Source organism: Delftia acidovorans NBRC 14950 (genome assembly GCF_001598795.1).
Lineage (GTDB): Bacteria > Pseudomonadota > Gammaproteobacteria > Burkholderiales > Burkholderiaceae_C > Comamonas > Comamonas acidovorans.
Map to the genome: position 1 here is coordinate 185,196 of NZ_BCZP01000006.1, position 23,353 is coordinate 208,548.

Sequence of the window (23,353 nt, forward strand, 5' to 3'; positions counted from 1 at the left end):
GGGCTACTTTCCGGTCAGCCGCTTGACCGCGGCCTCGGTCTGGCGCACATGCTCGTCCGGGTCCGAGCCCATGTGCACGAAGCGGACCTTGCCGTCCTGGCCGATCACGTAGGAGATGCGGTCGGCGCGCTGGGGATCGGCGGCGGCCGAGGCGTCGTAGGCGCGGATGGTCTGCGCCTGCGGGTCCGATGCCACGGCGAACTGGTCGCGGCAGGCCTCGGTGGAAAAGCGCTTGAGCGTATCGATGTCGTCATGCGACATGCCCACCACCGTGGCGCCCATGGCCGCGAAACGCGGCGTGGCCTCGGCAAAGGCGTGGGCTTCCATGGTGCAGCCCTGCGTGAAGGCCTTGGGGAAGAAATACAGCACCACCGGCCCCTTCTTGAGCGTGGCGGCCATGTCGAAATCAAAGGCCTTGCCCGCCACCGCGGCCGGCGTGGTGAAGCGCGGCGCGGTGTCGCCCACCTTGAGCGCGGCCTGGGCCAGCGGCGACAGCAGCAGCGCCGCCAGCAGGGGAGCGGCGGCACGCGCGCAGCGGCGGCCCAGGGATGCGCGTGGGTGGGTGGAATCGCCGCAGCGGATATCGGACATGCATGGCCTCCTGAGCCTGGAACGGGATGCCCCATTGTGGCCAATCGGCCAAAGCCCTGGGCGCGTGTGCCGTGCATCAGCGCCCTGCTTCACCGGGCCTGATCCTGAACCAGATCGAGTACATGGCGGGCAGGAAGACCAGCGTCAGTACCGTGCCGGCCAGCGTGCCGCCGATCAGCGTATAGGCCAGTGTTCCCCAGAACACCGATTGGGTCAGCGGGATGAAGGCCAGGATCGCCGCCAGCGCGGTCAGGATCACGGGCCGGGCGCGCTGGACAGTGGCCTCCACCACCGCCTGGAACGGCGCAAGCCCCTCCTGCTCGTTGTGCTGGATCTGCCCGATCAGGATCAGCGTGTTGCGCATCAGGATGCCCGACAGCGCGATCAGCCCCACCAGTGCGTTGATGCCGAAGGGCTGCTGAAAGACGATGAGCGTCGGCACCACGCCGATCAATCCCAGGGGGCTGGTCAGGAACACCATGACCATGGCCGATATCGACCGCACCTGCAAGATGATGATGATCAGCGTGATGGCGATCATGATCGGGAACAGGGGCAGCATGGCCGTCATGGCCTTGCCGGATTCCTCGATGGAGCCGGCCTCGTCGATGCGGTAGCCCGCAGGCAACGCCTTCCTGATGGGCTCCAGCTGCCGGGTGATGGCCGCCGACACATCGGGCGGCTGCAGGCTGTCATCAATGTCACCGCGGACCGTGATGGTGGGCATGCGGTCGCGGCGGCGCATGACAGGCTCCTCCATCTGCACGGTGACCTCGCCCAGCTGCGACAGCGGTATGCGCTGGCCAGTGGCGTTGGTGAGCGTGAAGTCGCCGACCCTGGCCACATCGTGGCGGGTGCCGCCCGCAGAACGCGCCACCACCTGCATGGTGCGGATGTCCTCGCGCACGGTGGTCACGGGCACGCCGCTGAGCAGGAACTGCAGCTGCTGCGCGACCGCCGCAGAGGTCAGGCCCATGGCCTGCAGCCGGTCCTGGTCCAGGGTGAAGCGCATGACGGGGGTGCGCACGCCCCAGTCGGAGTTCACGGTCCGCATCATCGGGCTGTCGTGCAGCACCTGGTGCACCTGGCCGGCAATGTCGCGCAGCCGCTGCGGGTCGGGGCCGGAGACGCGATACGCCACGGGGAACGGGGAGTACGGCCCGAACACGATCTGCGATGCGCGCACCTGCGCCTGCGGGGCCAGTCCCTGGGAGATGGCCTCGCGCAGCCTCAGCTTGAGCGCGTCGCGCTGCGCCTGGTTGGCGGTGCGCACGACGATCTTGGCGAACGACGGGTCGGGCAGCTCAGGCGAGATGGCCAGAAAGAAGCGCGGTGCGCCCTGGCCGATATAGGCGGTCACGATCTCCGATTCGGGCTGCTGCAGCAGCCAGGCTTCCACCGTGCGGGTGGTCTCGCTCGTCTGGCCGATGGAGGTGCCGTAGGGCATCTGCACCTCGACCATCACCTCGGGCCGGTCGGAGATGGGGAAGAACTGCTTCTTCACGATGGACATGCCCAGCACGGAAGCCACCATGAGCCCGCCCACGACTGCCGCCACCATGCCCTTGCGGGCGATCACCTTGCCCAGCACGCGCCGCAGGCGCTCGTAGCGGGGCGTGCCATACATCGCCGCATGTCCGCCCTCGACCTTCTTGAGAGGGGGCAGCATCTTCACGCCCAGATAGGGCGTGAACACCACGGCCACCACCCAGGACGCGATGAGCGCGATGCCGACGATCCAGAACATGTTGCTGGTGTACTCGCCTGCAGCGGAGCGGGCGAACCCGTTGGGCATGAAGCCCACCGCCGTCACCAGCGTTCCGGACAGCATGGGCGCCGCGGTATGGCTCCAGGCGTAGGCGGACGCGGCCACGCGGTCGTAGCCCTCCTCCATCTTCACCACCATCATCTCGATGGCGATGATGGCGTCGTCCACCAGCAGGCCCAGCGCAAGGATCAGCGAGCCGAGCGTGATGCGGTCGAAATTCTTTCCCGTGGCGGCCATGATGATGAACACGGCCGCCAGCGTCAGCGGCACGGCCGCAGCCACCACCACGCCAACGCGCCAGCCCATGCTGGCGAAGCACACCACCAGCACGACCAGCAGCGCGGCCAGGAACTTGAGCATGAACTCATCGACGGAGGCGCTGATGTTCACGGCCTGGTCCGTCACCTTGCTCAGGCCCATGCCCAGCGGCATGTCTGCGTTGATGGCGCCCACCTCCCTGTCCAGCGCCTTGCCCAGGTCCAGCCCGTTCCAGCCGTCGCGCATGACGACGCCCAGCAGCAAGGCCGGCTCCGCGCCGTTGCGGATGATGAAGGTCGAGGGATCTTCGTAGCCGCGCTGGACGGTGGCGATGTCGGACAGCTTGACCGTGCGGCCCTGGGCCACGATGGGCGTGTCGCGGATCTTCTGCAGCGCGTCGAACGCCCCGTCGATGCGGATGAACACTTGCGGACCCTGGGTCTCCACCGACCCGGCAGGGGTGAGGGCGTTCTGGTTGTTCAATGCAGCGAAGACGTCCTGCGGGCTGATGCCCAGCGTGGCCAGGCGCTCGTGCGAGAACTCCACGTAGATCCGCTCGGACTGCTCGCCGACGATGTTGACCTTCTTGACGCCCGGCACATGCAAAAGACGCTGGCGCAAGGCTTCGGCATCGCGCACCAGCGCCCGGGGCTCTTCGCCGCGCGCCTTGAGGGCGTAGATCGCAAAGGTCACGTCGGCGTACTCGTCGTTCACCATCGGGCCGATCACGCCCGCCGGCAGGTTGCGGGCCTCGTCACCGAGCTTCTTGCGGGCCTGGTAGAACTCCTCCTGCACCTCGCCGGGGGGCGTGGAGTCGAGCAGGGTCAGCGTGGTGAAGGCCAGCCCCGGTCTGACGAAGGTTTCGGTGCGGTCGTACCAGCGCAGCTCCTGCAGGCGCTTTTCCAGCTTCTCTGCCACCTGGTCCTGCATTTCCTGCGGGGTGGCGCCAGGCCAGGCCGTGATGATGGTCATGACCTTGACGGTGAAGGCCGGATCTTCCGCCCGGCCCAGCTTCAGGAAGGCAAAGACACCCGTCAGCGAAATCAGCAGGATCAGGAACAGCGTGATGGAGCGCTCACGGACGGCAAGCGCCGATAGGTTGAAACGGCCTTCACTCACGGGACGCTCCCGTGGACACGGAGGACGCCGTGGACGTTGTTGCCGTTGAAGGCGCCGGCGCCTCGCTGTCCAGTCGCACCTGCGCGCCCTCGCTCAACAAATGCGCGCCGAGCGCGACGATCCGCTCCCCCAGGTCGAGCGCACCCACCACCTGGGCATTGCCGTCCTGTACCTGAACCACGGTGACGGGCTGGCGCCTCACCTGATCGCCCTGCACCACCCAGACAGCGGCGCCCTTGCCCTCATCGAGGATGGCGCCGATGGGGACCTGCAGGGTTGCCTTGCCCGCTGTCGATGTCGATGTCGATGTCCCGCCCATCCTGAGCGTGACCGTGCTGCCCAGCGGGGCGCTGGCCGCCGCGCCGGCGTCCAGCACATAGCGGGCCTCAAAGGTGCGGGTGGCCCGGTCGGCCACATCGGACAGCTGGCGCAGTCTGGCGGGGATGACCACATCCTCCCTGCCGAACAGGCGGGCCTGGGCCGCCGAGCCCAGCGCGGGGCGCAGTGTTTCGGGCAACTGGACGACTGCTTCGCGCCTGCCGGCATGGGCGAGGCGCACGACCACCTGGCCGGCACTGACGACCTGGCCAGGCTCGGCAAGTGTTTCCATCACGATGCCATCGGCATCGGCCAGCAGTTCGGCGTAGCGGCTGGCGTTCAACGCTGCGGCGGCCTGCGCTTCGGCTGCCCTGAGCTGGGCGCGGGCGGCATCTGCGGCCGCCTTGATCTGTTCATGGGCCAAGGCCGAAACGGCACCCGTTCCCTGCAGGTCACGGTAGCGCTGCTCCTCGTCGCTGGCCTGCTGAGCCCGTGCCCTGGCGGCTGCAACGGCCTCCTGCTGGGCATGGGCGGCCAGCTTCAGGTCCACCGGGTCGAGGCGCAGCAATGCCTGGCCCCGCCTGACCGTCTGGCCTGTATCCACCAGGCGCTCGAGCACCTTGCCGGCCACGCGAAATCCAAGATCGCCCTGCACCCTGGCAGCGATGGTGCCGGTGAAGACACGCTCGGAAGCATTGCCTGGCGCTACCAGGGTGGTGCGAACGAGGGGTGGCTGGGTGCGCGGATCTGGCGGCGGGCTTTTGCCGCAGGCTGCGAGTGCAAGTGACAGTGCGCCGACAGCGGCGATGGACAGATGGCGGTGCCGAAGCATGAGGGGTCCCGATCAATGAGCAGGACCCGATTCTGTGATTAGTGACCATTTATGTCAACGGTCACAACTGAGGATTTTAAGGCGACAGGCTTCTCAGCACCAATCCGGCCAGTTGTGCGGGCGCCTCGTCCGCATGGTCGAGGCTGTGCTGCAGCATCACCGGGTTCAGGTAGGGAAGCATGACCAGGAAGATGGCGCGCCCGGTTTCATCCAGCGGCGTCTTGCGCTCGAAGTCGCCCCGCTGGCGCCCGGCATCGAGTATCTGCAGCAGCAGCTGATGCATGCGTTCCTCATAGGCCTGCGCTGCCTGCCAGCGCTCGGCCGACGCCGAAATGGCGATCTCGTACAGCTTGCGGTCTTCGGAGAAAAGCCGCAGCGTGACAGCGACGATCGCCTTGAACAGGCGCCGCAGCTGCTCGGGAGGCGCATCCGTGCTGGCGACGGCCTGGCGGATCTCCGCCTCCATCTCCATCAGGCAGTTGGAACAGATCATCTCGCCGATGACCTGCTTGGACTCGAAGAACTTGTAGATGTAGGCCTTGGAAAAGCCGATGGCCTTGGCAAGGTCGGACACCGTGGTTTTCTCGTAGCCGTAGCGGCTGAAATGCTCTTTCGCCGCAGTCACGATCTGTTGCCGGACATCGTGTTCGACCGGGCCGCGCGCAGAGGTCGGATAGACGTTGGTGGTGCTCATGCGGCCTAGCTTACTCCATCAAAAAAATACTATGCAAGTGACTATTTTGGAATATAGTCACAGCGTCACCACGCTTCTGACTGTTGAACATGCCGCGTCTTGCCGCCCCCGTTTTTCTGATGCTCACCAGCCTCTGTGCAGGGTGTGCGGTAGGCCCCGACTACCAGCCGCCCGCCACGGCCCTGCCCCAGGCCTACATGGGCAGCCGCGTTCTGGGTGAGACCAAGCCGCCCTCGCCGGCCTCCTCCACGGACCTTGCAGCCTGGTGGGCAGCCTTTGGCGATCCGCAGATGGCGCGCCTCGTCACGGCGGCACTGCAGCAAAACCTGGATGTTGCCCAGGCCGCTGGCCGCGTGCTTCAGGCACGCGCCGGGCTGGATGCGGCGGCAGCTGCGTTGCTGCCGTCAGCCCAGATCTCGGCGCAAACGGCCAGGAGCTATCAGTCGGTCGAGACTCCGCTGGGCCGGGTGCTCGACTCCATGCCGGGGTTCGATCGCTACGGCAGCGCCCAGGAGGCCAACCTCGGGGCCAGTTGGGAGCTTGATCTCTTCGGCGGCCTGCGCAAGGCCAGGCAGGCCTCCCTGGCCGAGTACCAGGCATCGGAAGCCGGCGCCACTGCCGTGCGGCTCGCGGTGGCCGCCCAGACTGCGGACACCTATATCCAGATTCGCGGCCTGCAGGCGCGGCTGGCAGTGGCACGCTCGCAAGTGCAAACCCAGCAGCAACTGCGCTCCATCGTCGAACTGCGGTGGAACAAGGGCCTGGCACCCGAGCTTCAGCTGCGCCAGGTCGAGGGAGCGCTCGCACGGGCACAAGCCACCGTTCCGCCGCTGGAAAATGCGCTCGAGGCCGCGCTCAACGCCATGGACGTGATGCTGGCCACGGCACCCGGCACGCACCGGGCCGAACTGGCCGATCCCCGCCCGGTCCCCGTATTGCCCACCCTTTCCCTGGCGGAGGCGCCCGGCGATCTGCTGCGGCGACGCCCGGACCTCATCGCGGCGGAGCGGCGCCTGGCAGCGTCGAACGCACGCATCGGCGTGGCGATTGCCGAGTACTACCCGAAGCTTTCGATCAGCGGCCTGATCGGCAGCGCCACCTCCATCTCCGCGGGCAATCTCTTCAGCGCCGGCGCGTCGCAGGCAAGCGTTGTGGGCGGCCTGCGCTGGCGGCTGTTCGACTTCGGTCGCATCAACGCCCAGATCCACCAGGCGCAGGCACAGGAGGCGGAAAGCCTTGCCGCCTACCGGCAGTCGGTACTGCGCGCCACGGAAGAGGTGGAGAACGCCCTGGTCTCGCTGGACAAGCGGCAGGAGCTGATGGCCGTGCTCGCCAGGGGCGCGGATGCGCTCACGCGGGCCCGGCAGGCCGCAGGCGCCGCCTACGACAAGGGCGTGGTCAGCCTGATCGAGGTACTGCAGGCGGATGAAAGCCTGCTGGGCGTGCTGGATGCACAGGCGCAGGCCCGGATGGAGTCGGCGCGATCGACGGTCGCGATCTTCAAGGCGCTGGGCGGCGGCTGGACGCCGGAGCCTTCCAGGGCATTGGCAGCCGCCAGCCACGGTCTGCCCGCCAGCGTTGCCCGCTGAACCTGCCACTTCCCGAAAGGAGCCCCCTTTCCACACACAGCAAAGAAACCGAACACCCCTGCGGGACATGCGGCCCAAGCGACCTGCCCAAGCAGGCGGCCGAAGCCATGGCCCGGCTCCACCAACCCCCATCCGTCAAACCATGTCAAACACAATCCCCTCCCCCACCGTTGCTGCAGCCGCACGCATCCTGAAGCCGGCGCTTGCGGCCATCGCCTTCTCGACCTGCTTCGCAGCCCATTCGCAGACGCAAGATGCCTCGGCAGCCACATCGGACGCAGCGCTTTCCCGCGCCGAAGTCATCGCCGATCTCGCACTCTGGCGCCGCGCCGGATTGGACCGCCATGCGGAGATATCGATCTCCTACGGAGTCGAAACGCAGGAATATCGGGCCGCATACCAGGAGTACCTGCGCCTTCGCAACAGCGAGGCGTTTCAGGCGGAGGTCCGCAAGGCGTTGAGTCGGTAAGGCGGAGCTCCTCCCCGCCCAGGCCATCGCGGCAGCGGCTGGCTGCCTAGGGACGTGGCCCGGGGCTTTGCCTACAGGCCCAGGTCGGACAGACCGGGGTGGTCATCGGGGCGACGCCCCAGCGGCCAGTGGAACTTGCGCTCCGACTCCTGGATGGGCATGTCGTTGATGCATGCGAAGCGTCGGCGCATGAGACCGTCGGCCTCGAATTCCCAGTTCTCGTTGCCGTACGACCGGAACCAGTTCCCGGCATCGTCGTGCCACTCATAGGCGTAGCGGACTGCGATCCGGTTTTCCGCGTACAGCCAAAGCTCCTTGATCAGCCGGTAGTCCAGCTCCTTCTTCCACTTTCTCTCAAGAAGGGCCTGGGCCTCGGCGCGGCTGTTGGCGAACTCCGCCCGGTTGCGCCATTTCGTGTCGGGGGTATAGGCCATCGCGACCTTGGCCGCATCGCGTGTGTTCCACCCATCCTCGGCCAGACGGACCTTTTGGACGGCGCTTGCGAGAGAGAACGGGGGCAGGGGTGGGCGAGTTTCCATGATGTGACCTTTTGAAGAGATGTAGAACGATCTGTCTACATGCATCACTCTAACGGAGGTGGAACGATCTGTCTACAATGTCTTCATGAAAACTTCCGAGCCATCCTTCGAGTCATTGCCGCCCCGCGAGCGCATCCTGGTGGCAGCCCATGGCCTCTTCTACGCAGAGGGCATCCGGGCCACGGGCGTGGACCGGATCATCGAGCGGTCGTCGGTCAGCAAAGTCACCTTCTACCGCCAGTACGCCAGCAAGGACGACCTGATCCGGGCGTACCTCGACTACCGCCATGAGCGGTGGATTTCCTGGTTCCAGGCCAGCCTGGCGCAGGCCACCGCCGGGGGCTCGTCAGCGTTGGATGCCCTGTCCGCCACCCTCAGGAGCTGGTTCGGCCAGCCCGACTTTCGGGGCTGCGCCTTTCTCAATGCCGCTGCCGAACTGGGCTCTTGCGACCCTGAGATCCTGGCAACGGTCCGGCGGCACAAGCAGGAAATGTCGTCCGTGCTGGATCGCCTGTTCGGTGGCCATCCCGTGTCCGTGGGCGCTGCGCTCACCCTGGTGGCGGATGGCGCCATCGTTCATGCGCAGATGGGTCAGCCGATCGATGAAGTCATGGAGAACTTCAAGGCAGCGGCAGCGGGGGTTGTGAATCTGCCCCTGCCCTTGCGCTAGTGCCGCACCGGGTGTGCCGTCTTGCGGCACATCGACCCTACCCCTTGAATCCTGGCCGAATTGCCTTATTATTAGCACTCGTTGGGTATGAGTGCTAACAGCCCTCTGTCCCACATTGCTTCGAATGCCGGCCCGCCGGGCCGGCAAGTCTTTGTTTCAACTTTGTTGATGATTTAGGAGTTGGTATGAACCTGCGTCCCCTGCACGATCGCGTGATCGTGAAGCGCCTCGAGAACGAAACCAAGACGGCTTCGGGCATCGTGATCCCCGAGAATGCCGCCGAGAAGCCCGACCAGGGCGAAGTGCTGGCAGTGGGCCCCGGCAAGAAGAACGACAAGGGCGAAGTGATCGCTCTGAACGTGAAGGTCGGCGACCGCGTTCTGTTCGGCAAGTACAGCGGCCAGACCGTCAAGGTCCATGGCGACGAACTGCTGGTGATGAAGGAAGACGACCTGTTCGCAGTCGTCGAAAAGTAATCCGCGCTTCGAAACCGCACTTTCCAACTGAATCCGGAGAATTGAAATGGCAGCAAAAGACGTAGTTTTCGGCGGCGAAGCACGCGCCCGCATGGTTGAAGGCGTGAACATCCTGGCCAACGCGGTCAAGGTCACCCTGGGCCCCAAGGGCCGCAACGTGGTGCTGGAGCGCTCCTTCGGCGCCCCCACCGTGACCAAGGACGGTGTCTCGGTCGCCAAGGAAATCGAACTCAAGGACAAGCTGCAGAACATGGGCGCCCAGCTCGTGAAGGAAGTGGCCTCCAAGACCAACGACATCGCCGGTGACGGCACGACCACCGCCACCGTGCTGGCACAGGCCATCGTCCGCGAAGGCACCAAGTACGTGGCCGCCGGCCTGAACCCCATGGACCTCAAGCGCGGCATCGACAAGGCTGTCGCCGCCCTGGTGGAAGAGCTGAAGAAGCAATCCAAGGCCACCACCACCTCCAAGGAAATCGCCCAGGTCGGCTCGATCTCCGCCAACTCCGACGAATCCGTGGGCAGCATCATTGCCGAAGCCATGGACAAGGTCGGCAAGGAAGGCGTGATCACCGTTGAAGAAGGCAAGTCGCTGGCCAACGAACTCGACGTCGTCGAGGGCATGCAGTTCGACCGCGGCTACCTGTCGCCCTACTTCATCAACAACCCTGAAAAGCAGGTTGCCCTGCTGGACAACCCCTTCGTGCTGCTGTTCGACAAGAAGATCAGCAACATCCGCGACCTGCTGCCCACGCTGGAAGCCGTGGCCAAGGCCGGCCGTCCCCTGCTGATCATTGCAGAAGACGTCGAAGGCGAAGCCCTGGCAACGCTGGTGGTCAACACCATCCGCGGCATCCTGAAGGTTGTGGCTGTCAAGGCTCCTGGCTTCGGCGACCGCCGCAAGGCCATGCTGGAAGACATCGCCATCCTGACGGGCGGCAAGGTCATCGCTGAAGAAGTGGGCCTGGCGCTGGACAAGGTGACCCTGGAAGACCTGGGCCAGGCAGTGCGCATCGAAATCGGCAAGGAAAACACCACCATCATCGACGGTGCTGGCCAAGCTGCTGAAATCGAAGCCCGCGTCAAGCAGATCCGCATCCAGATCGAAGAAGCCACCAGCGACTACGACCGCGAAAAGCTGCAAGAGCGCGTGGCCAAGCTGGCTGGCGGCGTTGCCGTGATCAAGGTTGGCGCTGCCACCGAAGTCGAGATGAAGGAAAAGAAGGCCCGCGTTGAAGACGCCCTGCACGCTACCCGCGCTGCTGTGGAAGAAGGCATCGTGGCCGGCGGCGGCGTGGCTCTGCTGCGTGCCAAGCAAGCCGTGGGCGACCTGAAGACCGGCGATGCCGAGCAAGACGCCGGCATCAAGCTGATCATGAAGGCCATCGAAGCGCCCCTGCGCGAAATCGTGGCCAACGCCGGTGGCGAGCCCTCGGTGGTGGTCAATGCCGTGCTGAACGGCTCGGGCAACTACGGCTTCAACGCTGCCAACGACACCTACGGCGACATGCTGGAAATGGGTATCCTGGACCCGACCAAGGTGACGCGTACGGCCCTGCAGAACGCCGCTTCCGTGGCATCGCTGCTGCTGACGACCGAAGCCATGATCGCCGAGTCTCCCAAGGCTGAAGGCGGCCCTGCCATGCCCGACATGGGCGGCATGGGTGGCATGGGCGGCATGGGCATGTAATTGCCCGCCGCAACCGGGCAGGCCTTGCGCCATACCCGGTTTGCCCAGCAAGACAAAGGCCGCCCTCGGGCGGCCTTTGTCATTGCATGAACGCTTTTGCCGATGTCTTTCAGGACACGGCCTGGCCCCAGGCCCGGCCCAGGCGTGCCACGGCCTCGGTGATCTGGGGCACGGTGGGCGCCGCATACGACAGGCGCATGCACAGGCCGGCCTTGTCTGCCGCATCGGCCGGGAAGAAGGCCTTGCCCGGCACATAGAGCACGCCCTGCTCCACCGCTGCCGTGAACAGCGCACGGGCCAGGGCCTGGGAATCGCCCGCAAGCCGCTGCGGCGGCAGCAGCTGGGCCCAGACGAACATGCCCCCCGCAGGCCGCACGAAGCGGATCTGATCGCCCAGGGCCGACTGCATGCCAGAGCACAGCGCATCCATGCGCGCCGCGTACTCGGCGCAGGCCTGGGCCAGTTGGGGCGCATAGCGGCCCGAGCGCAGATAGTGCGCGGCGATCATCTGCGCCAGCGGCGAGGTGCACAGATCGGCCGTCTGCTTGGCGATGGTGCAGCGGCGCAGCAGTTGGGCGTCGGCCAGCATCCAGCCGATGCGCAGCGCAGGCGCCACGGTCTTGGACAGGCTGGACAGGTAGACCACGGGATTGGCCTGGGCGCCGCACAGCGCCAGGCCCGTTTCGTAGATCGACGGTTCGCGCTGGCCGCTGAAGCGCAGCTCGCCATAGGGATCGTCCTCGACGATGACAAAGCCATGCTGGCGCGCCAGCTCCACCAGGGCCGTGCGCCGCGCCGCGGGCAGCAGGGTGCCGCCCGGGTTGGAGAAGTTGGGCACGGTATAGAGCAGCTTGGGGGCACGCGCATGGGGCCACTGCGCCAGCAGGCGGGCCAGGGCCTCGGTGTCCAGGCCCTGCTCGTCCGTGGGCACGGCAACGACCTGTGCCTGGGCCAGCTTCAGGGTCTGCAGCGTGGCCGGGTAGGCAGGCACTTCGACCAGCACCGGATCGCCGGGCTCGACCAGCACCTTGACCAGCAGGTCGAAGGCCTGCTGCGAGCCCGTGGTCACGATCATGTCGGCCGGCGTGCAGGCAATGCCGCGCGTGGCGCACAGCGCGGCCAGGGCTTCGCGCAGCGCAAGCTGGCCTTCGCTGGCGCCGTACTGCAGGCTGGTGGCGGCATCCTGCTGCAGCGCGGCCATGGCGGCTTGCTGCAAACCTTCGGCATCGAACAGGCTGGGCGAGGGATAGCCTCCGGCCAGCGAGAGCATGCCGGGACGGCTCAGGTACGGAAACAGCTCGCGGATCGGCGAGCCTTCGGGCTGTGCGAACAGCGGGTTGAACAGATGGGCGGTGGGCGACGACGCGCCCTGGTCTGCGGTGCTCATGAAGGCCTCCGGCAAATGGCAAAAACAAAGGGGCGCACGCGCAGGCCTGGCGCCTGTGCATGCGCCCCGGGGAAGGGGATCAACGGTGGCGGGCTCTGCCCGGGGCGGCGCCTATGCAGCGACCTTGGTGGCCTGGCCGCGCAGCGCGCTGCGCAGCTGGTCGATGGAGCGCTGCTGGGCCTGCTCGTACAGCGCGATCTCGTCATGCACGCGGGCACCCAGGTCGGCCTCGAAGGCCTGCTGGGCCGCATGGGCCGCGTATTGCTTTTGCTCTTCGCCGCCCAGGTTGGACTGGAAAATGCCGGCCGCGCTCACGGGCAGGAAGTCTTCGTAGACGATGGGCTCGGCCTGGGCCAGGCCGCGGGCGATCAGGGCGTCCAGGTCCGAGGCGGCGGCCGCTGCGGCCTCGCCTGCGGCCAGGGCGGCTCCCTCGTCGCTCAGCGTGAAGCGGTAGAAGGCCAGGTCTTGCCGGCGCAGCTGCTCATGGGTGTCGGGGAAAGCCTCGAAGACCTGGGCCAGGCGGCTGCCGTAGTCGGGTGCGGCACTGCCCGCGCTGCCCATGTCGCGCACCTGGGCCAGCAGCTGGTCGTAGAGCGCGCGGCCCTTGCGCGTGAGCGCCACGCCGCGCTGCTCGATCTCGCCGAAGCGCGCCGTGTGCGAGCCCGCGCCCGTGGCATCGCCCGCAAAACGCACGGTCTCCTTGAGCGCCTTGAAACTGGTCTGGCGCAGCAGGATGGGGCAGGCGCGGCGCGGCGGGCCTTCGACCACGTCCTTGGCGTCCATGCCGCGTGCGGGCATGGCGGCCTGGGCCGCGTCGATGTCCAGCGTGCGCGGCGTCAGGTGGTTGATGTGCGGGCCCTTGAAGCAGACCACGTCGGCGATCAGGCGGTGGGCCTTGTGCAGCGCGTCGTAGGTGGTGCCGTCCACGGTGGACTCGCTGTGCCAGCGGAAGGTCTCCAGCGCCTCGCGCACGAATGCGTCGGCATCGGCGTCGGCCAGGCCGCCATGGGCTTCGGCCTGGGCGATCAGCGCCAGCGCGCGTTCGGTGAAGATGCTGCGTTGCGCCAGGATGGCGCCCGCCTGGGCCCGCAGCGCCTCGTCGGCAATCAGGTCCAGGCGCAGCAGCGAGGTGAAGACGCGGAAAGGGTTGGCCAGCAGTGCCGCATCGCCCACGGGGCGGAAAGCCGTGGAGTGCACGGGCACGCCGGCCACCGACAGGTCGTAGTAGCCCACGGGCTCCATGCCCATGATGGCGAACAGGCGGCGCAGCATGGACAGCTCGGCCGCCGTGCCCACGCGGATGGCGCCGTGGCGCTCCACGCCCAGGCGGGCCAGCTCGCCGCTGCGCTGCATACGGGCCAGCAGCGCGGGCTCGGCCTGCAGGGTGCGCTGGTTGATGTCGGCCACGAGTTCGATCAGCGTGCCGTACTGGGGCACTTCATCGCGGTACATCTCGGACATGGCGCTGGAAAACCGTGCGCGGATCTCGTCGGAGGGCACGAAGGTGTGGGCAGGCGTAGAGGACATGGTGCTCGTGGGGACTGAAGTTGGAGCCACAGGGCAGCCCTGCGGCGGGGTGGATTCCTGGCACGCATGCTAGGTCTGCGCCTTGAGCCTGGTCAAACGATAATCAGGCCCATAGGTCATTCCCAAACAGAATGCCCCTCCCACGATTGCCCCACCGCCCTCTGCCATGCTGCTGTCCCGCCGTTTCCTGCCCCCCATGTCCCTGCTGTGCGCCTTCGAGGCGGCGGCCCGGCACCAGAGCTTCACGGCAGCTGCGGCCGAGCTGCACCTGACGCAAAGCGCCGTCAGCCGCCAGATCCGCGCGCTGGAGGAGCGGCTGGAGGCGGAGCTCTTTGTGCGCGAGCGCCAGACCGTGCGCCTCAGTCCGGCCGGCCAGGCCTATGCCCAGGAGATACGCGGCGCGCTGATGCGCATCTCCACCGCCACGCTGGGCTTTCGGGCCAACCCGCGCGGCGGCAGCCTGAACCTGGCCATCCTGCCCACCTTCGGCACGCGCTGGCTGGCGCCGCGCCTGCCGCAGTTCTTCAGCGCCCACCCGGGCATCACCATCAACCTGACGACGCGGCTGTCCCAGTTCGACTTCCAGCTCGAAGCCGTGGACGCCGCCATCCATTTCGGCCTGCCGCACTGGCCGGGCGCCGAGCTGGCCTTTCTGATGAGCGAGACCGTGGTGCCTGCCTGCAGCCCCGCCCTGCTGGCCCAGCATGGCTTTGCCCAGCCCCAGGACCTGCTGCAGGCGCCGCTGCTGCACCTGGCATCGCGCCCCGATGCCTGGCAGCGCTGGCTGTCCGTGCACCACGCGCCCATGGCCGAGGGCCAGGGCATGCTGTTCGACCAGTTCGCCACCGCCGCCCAGGCCGCCATCGCCGGCGTGGGCGTGGCCTTGCTGCCACGCTTTCTGATCGAGCGCGAACTCGCACAGGGCGATCTGGTGCGTGCCCTGCCCCATCTGCCCGAGATGGAAAGCGCCGAGCGCTACTACCTGGCCTGGCCCACGAGCCGCGGCAACTACCCGCCGCTGCAAAGCCTGCGCGAGTGGCTGCAGCAGGCGGCCCAGGATTTCATGCGGGACGGCCCGCAGCCCTGACGCCCGCAGCGCCTGCCACCAGCGCCTGCAGCGCGGCCACCGGCAACTGCCCGGCCAGGCCGATGGCCACGATGGCGGGCACCTGCTGCTGCGCGGGCGCGGGCGCTGATGCGGCACGCAGCCGGCCGCTGCGCCCGGCAAACTGAAGCTCGCTCCACTGGCCCACCCCGGTCTGCACCACGCCCTTGAGCCGCAGCACGCCAGCCGGCATGGCCTGCAGCCACGCCTGCAGGGCCGTCTCGCACAGCCCCCCGGGCGGCTGGCAGGACCAGGTCTCGAACTGCCGGCCATGCATGGGGCGCGCAGTGCTGGCACCCCATGAGACCTCCCGCACGCCACGCAGCAGGGCTGCGCCGCTGAGCAGTTGCACGGGCACCCGGGCTTCGCGCACATCGCAGCGTTGCGCGGCTGGCGCGTGGCTGGCTATCCAGCCGTGCACGCGCTCCAGGGTCCGGGCATCGGCCAGATCGGTCTTGTTGACGATGACCAGGTCGGCCCGGGCCACCTGGCGCTGCAGCGTGTCGGCCAGCAGCGGGTCGGCCGCCTGCCCGGGCAGGGCAGCGGCATCGACGACCACGATGACGCCGTCCAGCGCCAGTGCGGGATCGGCCAGGCCCAGTTGGGCAATGCGCCAGGGGTCGGAGACGCCGCTGGCCTCGACCACCACGGCGTCGAAGCGATCGCGCTGCTGCAGCACGCCGATCAGGGCCATGGACAGGTCATCGCCGATCTGGCAGCACACGCAGCCATTGGTCAGCGCGATGGTGTCGCCGCTGTGGACCTTGATCAGGCCTGCATCGATGTTGAGCGCGCCAAAGTCATTGACCAGCACGGCCAGCCGCTGGCCATCCGCATGGCGCAGCCAGTGGTTGAGCAGCGTGGTCTTGCCGGCGCCCAGGAAGCCGCCGATGACCGTGAACGGCAACCGCTGCCCCATGTCATGCTGCCTTGAAGACGCGCCCCGACAGCACCGTGCCCCAGACCCTGAGGTCCTTGAGCACCATGGGGTCCAGGGACAGCGGATCGTCCTCCAGCACGCAGAAGTCGGCGCGCTTGCCGCATTCGATGCTGCCGATCTCGTGGTCCAGCTTCAGTGTCCAGGCCGCGCCCAGCGTGACCGCATGCAGGGCCTGGGCCACGGTCAGGCGCTCGGCCACGCCCAGCACGCGGCCCTTGGGCGTGATCCGGTGGACCGCGCACCAGGCAGTGAACAGCGGCCCCAGCGGCGTGACGGGCGCATCCGAATGGATGGCCAGCGGCACGCCGGCGGCCAGCGCGCTGGCGCAGGCATCGAGCCGCAGGGCACGGTCCGGCCCCATGGTCATCTCGTAGTGCTGGTCGCCCCAGTACCAGAGGTGGTTGGCGAACAGGTTGGCGCACAGGCCCAGCGCCGCCATGCGGCGAAACAGCGGCGCATCGATCATCTGGCCATGCTGCAGCGTGTGGCGGTGGTCGGGCCGGGGGGCGCGGGCCAGCACGCGGCCTATGGCGTCGATGGAGGCTTCGCTGGCCTCGTCGCCATTGGTGTGCGTATGAATGAGCAGGCCTGCGCGGTGGTAGGTCTCGAAATCGGCCTCGTACTGCGCGGGCGCGGTGACCCAGATGCCGTTGGGCGCGCCGTTGTAGTGACCGGGCCAGCGCAGGCGCGCCGAAAAGCCCTGGATGGAGCCGTCCAGCATCATCTTGACCAGGCCGTAGCGCAGCCGGTCGGTGTTGCGCGCCATGAGCGCGCGCACATGCCCGGCGCCGGCCTCGGCGCCATGCGTGCCGTGAAACGCCTGGAAGGCGGGCAGGATGCGGATGGGCACCTGGTCATCGGCCAGCGCGGCCTCCAGCACGCGGCAGTCCTGCTCACCCAGCCTGTTGACCAGGTCGGTGGCCGTGGTCACGCCCTGGCGGCAGGCCAGGCGCGCGAAGGAGCGCACGCCCGCCTCGGTCATGGGCGCCAGCAGGCCGGCGTTGCCGATCTTGCGCAGTACCAGGAACATGGCGGCCGGCTCCTGCAGCTCGCCCGTGGGCTCACCGGCCAGGGCGTGGCCGGGCGCAAAGCGCACCACGCCCTCGACCTCGTTGTCGCGCGTGATCTCGGCCAGGCGCAGCATGGCGCTGTTGACGTTCATCAAATGGCCGTTGGCGTGCGAGATCACGATGGGACGGCCTCCTGCGGCGCGGTCCAGGTGCTCCACCGTCATGCGCTCGCCACCAAAGTAGATGGGATCGAACCCCCAGGCGATCAGCGGCTGGCCGGCCGGCAGGCCCTGCGCATCCATGCGCGCCGCCACCTCGGCCAGGCGGTCCACCACGGCATCCATGGAGCGCAGGCCGGGCCAGACCTTGCCATCGGGGTCGCGCCGGTCGAACCAGCCCGTGTATGTCCAATCCCACATGCTGCCTTCCTTGAGGTGGCAGTGGCCCTCCACCAGGCCGGGCAGCAGCACCTGGTCGGCAAAGCGCTCGTCGATGCGGCATTCGCCCCAGGCCGTGCAGCGCGCGAGATCCCCGACCGCGAGGATGCGCCCGTCGCGCACGGCCACGTGCGTGGCCTCGGGCTGCATGGGGTTCATGGTGATGATCTTGCGGGCGGCGTAGACAGTGATGCTCATGGTGGCGGGTGCTCCGGGTTCACAGGGCCAGCGGCGCGCGCGGCACGCCATCGATGTGGTCCACGCGGATGCAGCGCACCCAGTGGCCGGGGGCGGCTTCGCGCAGCGGTGGCGCCTCGGCCGAGCACGCAGGCACGGCCACGGGGCAGCGCCCGGCGAAGCGGCAGCCCGCAGGCGGGTCGATGGGACTGGGCGGGTCGCCGGCCAGCCGAATGCGCCGCGCCGCCCGCTCACGCCCGCCGCGCACCGTGGGCACGGCCGACATCAGGGCCACGCTGTAGGGGTGCAGCGGCCGCGCGAAGAAGGCCTGGCGCGGTGCGCGCTCCACGATCTGGCCCAGGTACATGACGGCGATGTCGTCGCAGATGTGCTCGACCACGGCCATGTCGTGCGAGATGAACAGGTAGCTCAGGCCCAGCTCGCGCTGCAGTCGCGCCAGCAGGTTGAGGATCTGGGCGCGGATGGCGATGTCCAGCGCCGACACGGGTTCGTCGCAGACCACGAGTTCGGGCCGCGTGGCCAGGGCGCGCGCGATGTTGATGCGCTGGCGCTGGCCGCCCGAGAACTGGTGCGGAAATAGCTGGCGCTGCTCGGGCCGCAGGCCGACCTGGGTGAACAGCTCGGCCACGCGCGCCTCGCGCTCGGCCGGCGTGCCCACCTCCATCAGGTCCAGCGGAGCGCGCACCGCATCGCCCGCGCGCTGGCGCGGATTCAGCGAGGAGAACGGGTCCTGGAACACGATCTGCATGCGCCGCCTCGCCTGGCGCAGGGCCTCGCCCGACAGGCCGCCCAGGTCGGTATCGCCCAGCTGCATGCGGCCTGCCGTCACGGGCGCCAGGCGCATCACGGCCAGCGCCGTGGTCGTCTTGCCCGAGCCCGACTCGCCCACCACGGCCAGCGTGCTGCCGCGCCGCAGGCTGAAGGACACGCCGTCCACGGCCTTGACCACCTCGGGCCTGCCGAACAGGCCCTTGCCCGGGCGCGGAAAGTGGACCTGGAGATCGTCCACCTGCAAGAGGGTCTCGTCCATGCGTGCGTTCATGCCAGGGCCTCCGTATGGGCGCGGATGCGGGAAGCGGGAGCGTGCAGCCAGCAGGCCACGCCGTGGGATGGATCATCCAGCGCGGTCAGCGGCGGGGCTTCGCTGGCGCAGCGCGGCTGGGCCTCGCGGCAGCGCGCACGAAAGGCGCAGCCGCTGCCCAACTCCCAGATCGAGGGCACGACGCCGGGGATCTCGGGCAGCTCGGTGCGCCCGCCTGCCTGGCTGCTGCCCAGCTCGGGCAGGCAGGCGATCAGGCCGCGCGTGTACGGATGGGCGGGCGCCGACAGCACCTGTTCGCAGCGGCCCTGCTCGATCACGCGGCCCGCATACATGACCATGACGCGGTCGGCCATCTCGGCCACGGCCCCCATGTCGTGCGTGATCAGCACGATGGCCGTGCCCTTGTCGCGCTGCAGCTCGCGCAGCAGGTCGAAGATCTGCGCCTGCACGGTCACGTCCAGCGCCGTGGTGGGCTCGTCGGCGATCAGGATGTCGGGCCGGCAGGCCAGGGCCATGGCAATCATCACGCGCTGGCGCATGCCGCCCGACAGCTGGTGCGGGTACTCGTGCACGCGCCGCTCGGGCGCGGGGATGCCGACCTGCCGGAGCATCTCCACCGCGCGCTGGCGCGCGGCGGCCGCATCCAGGCCGGCGTGCAGGCGCAGCGGCTCGGCGATCTGCTCGCCCACGGTGAGCACCGGGTTCAGCGAGGTCATCGGCTCCTGGAAGATCATGGAGATGCGGTTGCCGCGCACCTGGCGCATATGGGCCTCGCCGGCGGCCACCAGGTCCTCGCCCTGGAAGCGCACCTGCCCGCCCGTGATGCGGCCCGGAGGCGAGGGAATGAGGCGCAGCAGCGCCAGCGCCGTCATGCTCTTGCCGCAGCCGGATTCGCCGACCACGCACAGGGTCTCGCCCGCGCGCAGATCGAAATCCACGCCGTTGAGCACCGTCGCCTGGCCGCGCCGGCCCTGGAAGGCCACGCGCAGGCCGCTCACTTGCAGCAGGGGGGTGTCGGTGTCCATCAGCGCTCCCTCAGCTTGGGGTTGAGTGCATCGTTGAGGCCGTCGCCGATCAGGCTGACGGCCAGCACGGTGACGAAGATGGCGGCACCGGGAAAGGCCACGGCCCACCAGCACGACAGCAGGTACTGGCGGGCCGACCCGATCATCAGGCCCCAGCTCATCTGATTGGGGTCCCCCAGGCCCAGGAAGGACAGGCCTGCCTCGAACAGGATGGCGGCGCCCACGGCCAGCGTGGCCGACACCACCAGCGGCGGCAGCGCATTGGGCAGGATCACCTTCCAGATGATGCGGCCGTGGCGCGCGCCGATGGCGCTCTCCGCGCGAACGAATTCAAGCTGGCGGATGCGCATGAACTCGGCCCGCGTCAACCGCGCCGTGGCCGGCCAGCTGACGCTGCCGATGGCCAGCGTGACCGTCACCAGCGAGGGCGAGAACAGCGTCACCACGACCATGGCGAACAGCAGTGCGGGCAGCACCTGGAAGAACTCGGTCACGCGCATCAGCAGGGCATCGACGCGGCCGCCGTAGTAGCCGGTCATCGCCCCCAGCGTCACGCCGATGCACACCGACAGCAAAGCCGCGAAGGCGCCCACCAGCAGCGTGGCGCGGCCGCCGTGGATGATGCCCGTGAGCACGTCGCGCCCCAGCTGGTCGCTGCCCAGCCAGGCCTCCTCGCTGAACGGCGGGCTCAGCGGCATGGTGCGGATCTCGAAAGGGTCCGCAGGCCAGATCCAGGGGCCGGCGATGGCCACCAGCAGCACGATGAGCAGCATGGCCATACCGGCAATGGCCGAGGGGTTGCGCAGGAACATGCGCAGCGCTTCGCGCGCCGGGTGCTCGGCATGGGCTGCGGCCTGCGGCGCGGCGACGCTCGGCACGGACACGGAAGGTGGTGTGATGGCATTCATGGTCTCAGGCCGCCTTGATGCGGGGATCGATCAGCCGGTAGCACAGGTCGGTGACGAGGTTCATCACGACCACGACGATGGAGGAGAACAGCAGCACGCCCAGGATGGTCGGGTAGTCGCGCCTCAGCACCGAGTCGAAGGCGAGCCGGCCCAGGCCCGGCCAGTTGAAGACCGTCTCGACGATGATGGCGCCAGCCATGACGTTGCCGAACTGCAGGCCCAGCATGGTCACCACGGGCAGCAGCGCGTTGCGCAGCGCATGGCGGTAGAGCACCACATGCTCGGCCAGGCCCTTGGCGCGCGCCGTGCGGATGTAGTCGGCGCCCAGCACGTCCAGCATGGACGAGCGCGACAGCCGGCTGTACTGCGCCAGGTAGACCAGGGCCAGTGTCAGCGCAGGCAGCACCAGGTGCCGGGCCACGTCCAGCAGGTCGGCAAGGCCTGCGCCGCCTGCGGCATCGGCCGAGCGCATGCCCGACACCGGCAGCACGGGCCACCAGGAGGCAAAGGCCAGCACCAGCAGCATGCCGGTCCAGAACACGGGCGCCGCAAAGCCCACCAGGGACAGCACGGTGATGCACTGCGACAGCAGGCCGTTGGGCCGGCGCGAGGACAGCACGCCCAGCAGCGTGCCCACCACGAAGGCCGTGAGCACGGCGGCCAGCACCAGCAGCAAGGTGGCGGGCACGCGCTCGGCAATCATCTGCGCCACCGGCAGGTTGAAGAAGTAGGAGTAGCCCAGATCACCACTGGCCACGCGCGCCAGGTAGATGCCCAGCTGCACGGGCAGCGGCCGGTCCAGCCCGTAGCGTGTGCGCAGCTCGGCCATGAGCTCGGGCTCCATGCCGCCGCTGGCGCCGGCAATGGTCTCCACGGGATCGCCGGGCGCCGCATGCACCAGCATGAAGTTCAGCACCACCACGGCCAGCACCAGCGCCAGGCCCTGCAGCAGCCGCTTGAGGAGTGTGCGAAGAAAAGCCATGGACTGCACCTCCCGACTACTTCAGAAAGATCTCGTCATAGGGCGAGGCCGGCCCCCAGACCGTGGTCGGCAGGTTGCCCACGTTCTTGCGCGCGGCAGTGTGGTAGGGCGAGTTGTTGATGAAGATCACCGGCAGCTCGTCGGTCACGGTCTTCTGGAAGGCCGCATAGAGCTTCTTGCGCTCGGCCGTGTCCAGCGTGCTGCTGGCCGTGTTCAGCAGCTCGTCCACCTTGGGATTGCGGTAGGACTGGGTGTTGGTCCAGACCACGGGCTTGATGTTGGTGGACAGGTAGCTGCGGTGCACGCCGATGACCGGGTCGCCCCAGTTGAAGACGATGTCCATGGACAGGTCGAAGTCATGCGTGGCCAGGCGCCGGGCCCAGGCCGGGAAGTCGGCCGAGGCCCGCACCTCGACCGCGATGCCCACCTTCTTGAGCTGGGCGCGCACGTACTCGGCCACGTTCTTTTGCTGCTCGTCCGAGCCGGGCAGGTAGTCGATGCTGATCTTGAAGCGCTCTCCGTTGGCCCCGGGCTTGAGGCCTGCCTCGTCCAGCAGGGCCGCCGACTTCTTGAGGTCCAGCGGATAGCGCACCAGGTCGGCCGAGGCAAAGGGGCTGGCCGCCACGATGGGGCCGTCGGCCACGGTGGCAAAGCCGCCCATCAGCGCCTTGGTGATGAAGTTCTTGTCGATGGCATGCGCAATGGCCTTGCGCACGCGCACATCGTCCAGCGGCTTTCTGCCGGTGTTGATGGCCAGCCAGTTGATCGAGCCTATGCCCTCGAAGCCCTTGCCGGTCAGCGTGATCTGGGGATTGGTGGACAGGCGCTTCAGGTCGATGGAGGCCTGCAGGTAGGGCACCATCTGCACGTCGCCGCGCTCCAGGCTCAGCAGCAGGCTGGAGGAGTCGGGCACGATGTTGAAGACCAGCTTGTCCAGATAGGGCCGGCCCGGCAGGAAGAACTTGTCGAAGCGCTCCATCACGATGCGCTGGCCCGCGCGGAACTCGGTCAGCTTGAACGGCCCCGAGCCCACCACGTCGGCGCTGTTGCGCGCATGGGTCTTGAGGTCGGCACCATCGCCATAGATGTGCTTGGGCAGTATGGGCGCCAGCGCAGGGCTCATGGCCAGCAGGATGGCCGGATGCGGCGCGTTCATGCGGATGATGGCCGTGTAGGGGTCGGGCGTGTCCACCTTCTCCACGGGCCCCAGCATGGTCTGGAACGGATGGTTGGCCTTGATGGCCATGATGGAGAAGGCCACGTCGGCCGAGGTGATGGACTTGCCGTCGTGGAACACGGCATTCCTGCGCAGGTTCAGGGTCAGCGACTTGCCATCCTCGGCCAGCTTCCAGGATTCGGCCAGGTAGGGCTGGGGCTTCCACTGGTCATCGAAGCGCAGCGGGCTGGCGAACAGCTGGGTGGAAGGCATGGCCGTGGCAATGCCCGATTGCACGGCGCCGTTCAGGTGCCGTGGCACCTGGGTGCTGCCCACGATCAGGGTGCCGCCGCGCTGCGGCTCCTGGGCCTGCAGCGGCGTGGCCGCCAGGCCCGCCAGCGCGCCGGCCAGGGCCAGGGCCGCCAGGGCGCGGCGTCGGAAAGTGATGGTGTGCATGGACTGTCTCCCTCGTTGGATCGCCAGGCCGCGCGGCTCGCTGCCTTCAATCCAGAATACGCAACAAGGGCGCGGGCCGCGGGGGCCACAGCCGTCCAAACGTAGGAGCCAGAGGCCCGGTGTTTACCCGCGTCGGCCGGCCCAAACCTTTACTTGCCCGCACCCGC

The 23,353-nt window shown here is 68.1% G+C and carries 20 protein-coding genes; 6 read left to right on the forward strand and 14 right to left on the reverse strand.

The window, feature by feature from the left end:
• Nucleotides 1-3 precede the first annotated feature (3 nt).
• From DA1_RS09860 to DA1_RS09875, 4 genes are all read right to left on the reverse strand, one after another.
• Complete coding sequence (locus DA1_RS09860) at nt 4-591, reverse strand: peroxiredoxin (RefSeq protein WP_034397064.1); 588 nt, start codon at nt 589-591, stop codon at nt 4-6.
• A gap of 76 nt (nt 592-667) precedes the next feature.
• Entirely contained in the window at nt 668-3,736 is a 3,069-nt protein-coding gene (locus tag DA1_RS09865; protein ID WP_034397065.1) for an efflux RND transporter permease subunit, read from the reverse strand.
• Nucleotides 3,729-4,886, reverse strand: coding sequence for an efflux RND transporter periplasmic adaptor subunit (locus DA1_RS09870; RefSeq protein ID WP_034397066.1), 1,158 nt, complete (start codon nt 4,884-4,886; stop codon nt 3,729-3,731). Before DA1_RS09870 ends, DA1_RS09865 begins: the two co-directional genes overlap by 8 nt.
• Before the next feature lie 76 nt (nt 4,887-4,962).
• Nucleotides 4,963-5,580 carry a TetR/AcrR family transcriptional regulator gene (locus DA1_RS09875; RefSeq protein WP_012207452.1) on the reverse strand — a complete coding sequence of 206 codons (618 nt, stop codon included), beginning with the start codon at nt 5,578-5,580 and terminating at the stop codon, nt 4,963-4,965.
• A gap of 89 nt (nt 5,581-5,669) precedes the next feature.
• Here DA1_RS09875 and DA1_RS09880 point away from each other — a divergent pair, with 89 nt between their 5' ends.
• Nucleotides 5,670-7,169 carry an efflux transporter outer membrane subunit gene (locus tag DA1_RS09880; RefSeq protein ID WP_080737017.1) on the forward strand — a complete coding sequence of 500 codons (1,500 nt, stop codon included), beginning with the start codon at nt 5,670-5,672 and terminating at the stop codon, nt 7,167-7,169.
• A 142-nt stretch (nt 7,170-7,311) separates the two neighbouring features.
• Complete coding sequence (locus DA1_RS09885; protein ID WP_034397067.1) at nt 7,312-7,638, forward strand: DUF4148 domain-containing protein; 327 nt, start codon at nt 7,312-7,314, stop codon at nt 7,636-7,638.
• Between the two features lie 71 nt (nt 7,639-7,709).
• Here DA1_RS09885 and DA1_RS09890 read toward each other — a convergent pair whose 3' ends face one another.
• Nucleotides 7,710-8,177, reverse strand: coding sequence for a nuclear transport factor 2 family protein (locus tag DA1_RS09890; protein ID WP_016445466.1), 468 nt, complete (start codon nt 8,175-8,177; stop codon nt 7,710-7,712).
• An 85-nt stretch (nt 8,178-8,262) separates the two neighbouring features.
• On the opposite strand from DA1_RS09890, the gene DA1_RS09895 reads away from it, so the two are divergent.
• From DA1_RS09895 to groL, 3 genes are all read left to right on the forward strand, one after another.
• Nucleotides 8,263-8,847 carry a TetR/AcrR family transcriptional regulator gene (locus DA1_RS09895; RefSeq protein WP_034397068.1) on the forward strand — a complete coding sequence of 195 codons (585 nt, stop codon included), beginning with the start codon at nt 8,263-8,265 and terminating at the stop codon, nt 8,845-8,847.
• 185 nt (nt 8,848-9,032) lie between these two features.
• On the forward strand, nt 9,033-9,323 hold the full coding sequence (locus DA1_RS09900) for a co-chaperone GroES (protein WP_012207457.1): 291 nt from the start codon (nt 9,033-9,035) through the stop codon (nt 9,321-9,323).
• Between the two features lie 46 nt (nt 9,324-9,369).
• Nucleotides 9,370-11,013 carry a chaperonin GroEL gene (groL, locus tag DA1_RS09905; RefSeq protein WP_013800679.1) on the forward strand — a complete coding sequence of 548 codons (1,644 nt, stop codon included), beginning with the start codon at nt 9,370-9,372 and terminating at the stop codon, nt 11,011-11,013.
• A 109-nt stretch (nt 11,014-11,122) separates the two neighbouring features.
• Here groL and DA1_RS09910 read toward each other — a convergent pair whose 3' ends face one another.
• Both DA1_RS09910 and hglS read right to left on the reverse strand, forming a co-directional pair.
• Entirely contained in the window at nt 11,123-12,400 is a 1,278-nt protein-coding gene (locus tag DA1_RS09910; RefSeq protein ID WP_034398975.1) for an aminotransferase-like domain-containing protein, read from the reverse strand.
• A gap of 111 nt (nt 12,401-12,511) precedes the next feature.
• Nucleotides 12,512-13,927: a 2-oxoadipate dioxygenase/decarboxylase HglS gene (gene hglS, locus DA1_RS09915; protein ID WP_034397069.1), complete on the reverse strand. Its 1,416-nt coding sequence runs from the start codon at nt 13,925-13,927 to the stop codon at nt 12,512-12,514.
• A 166-nt stretch (nt 13,928-14,093) separates the two neighbouring features.
• Between hglS and DA1_RS09920 the strand changes: the two genes are divergently transcribed.
• Nucleotides 14,094-15,014 (forward strand): LysR family transcriptional regulator, encoded by a 921-nt coding sequence (locus tag DA1_RS09920; RefSeq protein WP_012207461.1) that lies wholly within the window; start codon nt 14,094-14,096, stop codon nt 15,012-15,014.
• Here the strand turns inward: DA1_RS09920 and DA1_RS09925 are convergent.
• Genes DA1_RS09925 through DA1_RS09955 form a run of 7 tightly spaced genes read right to left on the reverse strand, consistent with a single transcriptional unit; the run spans nt 14,989 to nt 23,186 of the window.
• Entirely contained in the window at nt 14,989-15,951 is a 963-nt protein-coding gene (locus DA1_RS09925) for a CobW family GTP-binding protein (RefSeq protein ID WP_034397070.1), read from the reverse strand. The two genes, DA1_RS09920 and DA1_RS09925, sit on opposite strands and share 26 nt — an antisense overlap.
• A gap of 1 nt (nt 15,952) precedes the next feature.
• Nucleotides 15,953-17,617: an amidohydrolase gene (locus DA1_RS09930; protein WP_034397071.1), complete on the reverse strand. Its 1,665-nt coding sequence runs from the start codon at nt 17,615-17,617 to the stop codon at nt 15,953-15,955.
• Nucleotides 17,618-17,636: 19 nt separating this feature from the next.
• The gene (locus DA1_RS09935) at nt 17,637-18,659 is read right to left on the reverse strand and encodes an ABC transporter ATP-binding protein (RefSeq protein WP_034397072.1); all 1,023 of its coding nucleotides are present in this window, start codon (nt 18,657-18,659) and stop codon (nt 17,637-17,639) included.
• On the reverse strand, nt 18,656-19,684 hold the full coding sequence (locus DA1_RS09940; protein WP_034397073.1) for an ABC transporter ATP-binding protein: 1,029 nt from the start codon (nt 19,682-19,684) through the stop codon (nt 18,656-18,658). Before DA1_RS09940 ends, DA1_RS09935 begins: the two co-directional genes overlap by 4 nt.
• Complete coding sequence (locus DA1_RS09945) at nt 19,684-20,592, reverse strand: ABC transporter permease (protein ID WP_034397074.1); 909 nt, start codon at nt 20,590-20,592, stop codon at nt 19,684-19,686. The genes DA1_RS09940 and DA1_RS09945 overlap by 1 nt, the downstream gene beginning before the upstream one ends.
• A gap of 4 nt (nt 20,593-20,596) precedes the next feature.
• Nucleotides 20,597-21,574, reverse strand: a complete 978-nt coding sequence (locus tag DA1_RS09950; protein WP_012207467.1) for an ABC transporter permease — start codon at nt 21,572-21,574, stop codon at nt 20,597-20,599.
• 16 nt (nt 21,575-21,590) lie between these two features.
• Complete coding sequence (locus tag DA1_RS09955; RefSeq protein ID WP_034397075.1) at nt 21,591-23,186, reverse strand: ABC transporter substrate-binding protein; 1,596 nt, start codon at nt 23,184-23,186, stop codon at nt 21,591-21,593.
• Nucleotides 23,187-23,353 lie beyond the last annotated feature (167 nt).